The organism is Halobacterium rubrum, from assembly GCF_021729015.1.
Lineage (GTDB): Archaea > Halobacteriota > Halobacteria > Halobacteriales > Halobacteriaceae > Halobacterium > Halobacterium rubrum.
Genome location: NZ_JAJQQZ010000007.1, coordinates 1 through 5,066, shown reverse-complemented (window position 1 = coordinate 5,066; position 5,066 = coordinate 1). Strand labels below are relative to the sequence as shown.

General features: G+C 56.5%; 1 tRNA gene and 2 rRNA genes. All 3 read right to left on the bottom strand.

The features are described from left to right. A 23S ribosomal RNA gene (locus LT971_RS16330) occupies nucleotides 1-2,808 on the bottom strand; the annotation flags it as partial. A 309-nt stretch (nucleotides 2,809-3,117) separates the two neighbouring features. Further along, a tRNA-Ala gene (locus LT971_RS16325) sits at nucleotides 3,118-3,189 on the bottom strand. A 163-nt stretch (nucleotides 3,190-3,352) separates the two neighbouring features. Then, a 16S ribosomal RNA gene (locus LT971_RS16320) occupies nucleotides 3,353-4,822 on the bottom strand. Between the last annotated feature and the right edge of the window lie 244 nt (nucleotides 4,823-5,066).

Sequence of the window (5,066 nt, the reverse complement as noted above, 5' to 3'; positions counted from 1 at the left end):
TCTTTTTCATGTGGGTTTCGAGCTTAGATGCGTTCAGCTCTTACCCCGCGGCACGTGGCTACTCGGCAACTGCCTTCTCAGACAACCGATACACCAGTGGTGCCCAATCGTAGTTCCTCTCGTACTATACGATCGTTCATGGCACGTACCTTACACCCCCAATAGATAGCAGCCGACCTGTCTCACGACGGTCTAAACCCAGCTCACGACCTCCTTTAATAGGCGAACAACCTCACCCTTGCCCGCGTCTGCACGGGCAGGATGGAGGGAACCGACATCGAGGTAGCAAGCCACTCGGTCGATATGTGCTCTTGCGAGTGACGACTCTGTTATCCCTAAGGTAGCTTTTCTGTCATCCACAGGCCTCATCAATAGGCCTTGTGGGTTCGCTAGACCACGCTTTCGCGTCAGCGATCCTCGTTGGGAAGATCACTGTCAGACTTCCTTCTGCTCTTGCGCTCTGCCTCGGGTTCCCGACCCGAGTGAGGAAATCTTGGGGCGCGCTCGATATCTTTTCGAGCGCGTACCGCCCCAGTCAAACTGCCCGGCTACCGGTGTCCTCCGCCAGGAGTGAGAGTCGCAGTCACTACCGGGTAGTATTTCAATGCTGGCTCGGTGGCCCGCTAGCGCGGGTACCTGTGTAATGCCTCCTACCTATGCTGCACAGTAGCGACCACGTCTCAGCGACAGCCTGCAGTGAAGCTCTATAGGGTCTTCGCTTCCCCTTGGGGGTCTCCAGACTCCGCACTGGAACGTACAGTTCACCGGGGCCAGCGTTGGGACAGTGACGCTCTCGTTGATCCATTCATGCAAGTCGCTACTGAAGCGACAAGGTACTACGCTACCTTAAGAGGGTCATAGTTACCCCCGCCGTTGACGGGTCCTTCGTCCTCTTGTACGAGGTGTTCAGATACCCGCACTGGGCAGGATTCAGTGACCGTACGAGTGCTTGCGCATTTGCGGTCACCTGTGTTGTTACTAGACAGTCGGAGCGTCCGAGTTATTGCAACCTGCCTCGCTGGAGGCAGGCATCCCTTCTTGCGAACGTACGGGACTAACTTGCCGAATTCCCTAACGCCGGTTGGGGCCCGACAGACCTTGGCTTTCGCTGCCTGAGCACCTGTGTCGGATCTTGGTACGGACAACACGCTTGCCGTTTCACGGGCTCTAGGTACCACCGCGTTTCCCTGTCTCGGTAGTTACCCGCTTCGTGCCATGACGGCTTCCACGGGCGTGACCGATTCGACCGGGCGAAAACCCGGTGCGGTGTTTCCCAAAGCGTTGGCTTTGAGTGGTGTTGGTACTGGAATATTAACCAGTTTCCCTGTTGTCCCCGTCGAGTTGCGAGGGGACTTAGGACCGACTAACCCTTGGCTGAGTGACAGTGCCAAGGAACCCTTGCTCGTAAGGTCGTCGAGGTTCTCACCCGACTATCGCTGCTACTGTGACCAGAATTGTCGTTACTGTACGATCCATACGAGCTCTCGCCCGTATTTCCACTCGAACAGTACGCCAACCTACGTAGTCACCATGATTGGTGTTGTACGGTCTCGGAAACGGATTTGAGCCCCGATCATTTTGGGCGCCTCGAACCTCGGCCGGTAAGCTGTTACGCTTTTCTTAGAGGGTTGCTGCTTCTAAGCTCACCTCCCGGCTGTTTAGGGCTCGAGACCACCTTCGGTTGCACTTAATCCGTATTTTGGGTCCTTAACCGTACGCTGGGTTGTCTCCCTTACGGACCACAGGCTTACCCCGCAGTCCGGACTCCCACCGTCTACAACGTCCGTAAGTTTGGAGTTCGACAACCCGGCCGACCTCTCTCGAGGGCGGGACGAGTAATCGGTCGCTCTACCTCACGGACTATCTCGGGTGAGGTCATGCTTCGACATGTTTCGGTTGGAACCAGCTGTTGCCGAGTTCGATGGGCCTTTCACCCCTACACATAGGTCACGCGAGGGTATTGTAAGACACCAACGCTAACGGGCCTCCACGTGCCTTTCGGCACGCTTCACCCTGCCCATGTGTAGATCACTCGGTTTCGGGTCGTATCCCCACGACTCCCCGCGCTTGAACACGGCGGCCCTGGTGCAAAGCACTGCGGCCATGTCGCTTTCGCTCTGCCTGCCCCGATCATCGGGTTAGGCTTGCCATGGAGATACACTCTCTGGGTCGTTTTTCAAAACGTACGACGCAACATCGGCTTCTCACTCGTCTTACTGGAGGCTTGCACCTCGGTCATTCTGAGTGAGACCTTGTATGCCACGTCGTTCGATCGCCAGCTGATTTCGGGCCCTATTGCACGATCCTTCTCGGAGTGCTTTTCAGCGTTCGCTCACGCTACTTGTTCGCTATCGGTCTCGAGGAGTGTTTAGTCTTTCCGGGGGATGCCCGGGAGTTTTCACACGGGAGTTCCGACCCATGCTACTCTGGAGCTGACGCGCGATGTACTTGCTTTTGATACGGGGTTGTCACCCTGTATCACGCTCCGTTCCAGAAGACTTCTCAAAAGCGTTCGATCGGTGATTGTCAGTCCTGACACCACATTGCCCGTGAGGGCTTCGGTTTGGACTGTGTCGTGTTCACTCGCGGTTACTAACGATATCGCGGTTGCGTTCTTTTCCTGTCGGTACTGAGATGTTTCAATTCCCGACGTTCCCTATTGCGCAAGGCAATTGTGAGAGGGATTCCCATTCGGAGATCCTACGTTCTTCGCCTCCATGCGGCTCCCGTAGGCTTATCGCAGCTTGGCACGTCCTTCATCGGCACTCGAGCCGAGCCGTTCACCAGCTGGCACAGTAGCCAGTTGAAGAGATAACATTCGGACGAATGTTATCGCTGGTGAGGTGATCCAAAGGATCACCTCGCGAGACGAGTATAACTCGCCTCAATGTATGTTCACTGTACCCGGTATGCGCGTTCGGAAGAACACGCAAACTGTAATGGGTCCAGTGGACGCCTGGATTGCACGTACACACGATCTCATGGCGACCCAGGGTGGTAGATCTGGGACGCTCGATCCTTCCCAACCCGCTTTCACGGGATGGTGCATCGATCTTGTCGTATCACAGCCGAGTCGTGTAACCCGTATAAGGGACACGGTTCGGCTGCGTGCTGACATGGACTCAGTGGGATTTGAACCCACGGCATCCTCCTTGCAAAGGAGGCACTCTGCCGCTGAGCTATGAGCCCGCCTCGGTCGAAGGGACGACCGAACGTGTTAGCCTTGGTAGTTCGTAGGTGCCCGATTGCACGCGTGGGCCGAAGACCCCAGTTCATCGGGGATGATGACTGGGACACAGACGCAATGAGTATGAAGGGTGAGTCTGGCCTAGAAGGCCAGATCTCGGACGTTAGGAGGTGATCCAGCCGCAGATTCCCCTACGGCTACCTTGTTACGACTTAAGCCCCCTTGCGAAGCCCAGATTCAACCCTGGTAACAGGGCTTCATCCGGACCTCACTCGGGTGCTTTGACGGGCGGTGTGTGCAAGGAGCAGGGACGTATTCACCGCGCGCTGCTGACACGCGATTACTACCGAATCCAGCTTCATGCGGGCGAGTTTCAGCCCGCAATCCGAACTACGACCAGGTTTGCGAGATTACCGTCACTTCTCAGTGTTGGAACCCGTTGTCCTGACCATTGTAGCCCGCGTGTTGCCCAGCCCATTCGGGGCATACTGACCTACCGTTGCCCATTCCTTCCTCCAGTTTAGCACTGGCAGTCTCCCTAATGTACCCACCCACCGTGCGGTGGTGCTGGCAATTAGGGACGTGGATCTCGCTCGTTGCCTGACTTAACAGGATGCCTCACGGTACGAGCTGACGGCGGCCATGCACCTCCTCTCATCAGCTCGAGCAGATGTCGTCAACATGACTGTCATTACTGATGTCGGGGCTGGTGAGATGTCCGGCGTTGAGTCCAATTAAACCGCAGGCTCCTCCGGTTGTAGTGCTCCCCCGCCAATTCCTTTAAGTTTCATCCTTGCGGACGTACTTCCCAGGCGGCTCGTTTAGCGGCTTCCCTACGGCACAGCACCCACTCGTAGTGGGTGCCACACCTAACGAGCATCGTTTACAGCTCGGACTACCCGGGTATCTAATCCGGTTTGAGACCCGAGCTTTCGTCCCTCACTGTCGAAGCCGTCTTCTCAGAGTGCTTTCGCCATCGGTAGTCCGTCCGGGATTACGGGATTTCACTCCTACCCCGGACGTACTCTCTGAGCCTTCCGGTTCCAAGCCAGCCAGTTTCCACCGGACGCCCACCCGTTGGGCGGGTGGATTTCCCGATGGACTTGGTTGGCCAGCTACGGACGCTTTAGGCCCAATAATATGGGACATCACTTGAGCTGCCGGTATTACCGCGGCGGCTGGCACCGGTCTTGCCCAGCTCTTATTCGTTGACCACCTTAGAGTCAACAAAAGCGAGGGCTAATATGCCCTCGCACTTGGGATTCCCCTATCGCACTTCCGTGCAGTGTAAAGGTTTCGCGCCTGCTGCGCCCCGTAGGGCCCGGAATCTTGTCTCAGATTCCGTCTCCGGGCTCTGACTCTCATCACCCGTACCGATTACTGGCACGGTGGGCCGTTACCCCACCGTCTACCTAATCGGCCGCAGCCGCATCCTTCAGCGATGTCTTTCGACGACGCCGCATTCCAGCTGGCGTCGGGTATCAGCTATTAGCCTCAGTTTCCCGAGGGTATCGCTGACTGAAGGGTAGCTTGGCCACGTGTTACTGAGCTATCTGCCACGAGTGTGAACTCGTTCGACTAGCATGGCTAAATCGAATCCCAATAGCAATGTCCTCCGGCAGGATCAACCGGAATGTGTCCAGTTGTCTCAGAGAGACAACTGGGGGTTGGCGGGAACAATCTTCGAATGAAGATTGGTCACCAAATGTGTCTCATTGCATGGTCTGTGTTCGGGGCCACGCGAGCAATCGGGTGGCACCGAACTACCAAGGCTAACGTCGGATCCCGTCTGTACGGCGTACCGCAGGGGTGGGATCCCCATATCTTCGGATCTGAGTGTATCCGATTGGGCCGTATAAGCCCGTCGGATCACTCGTGG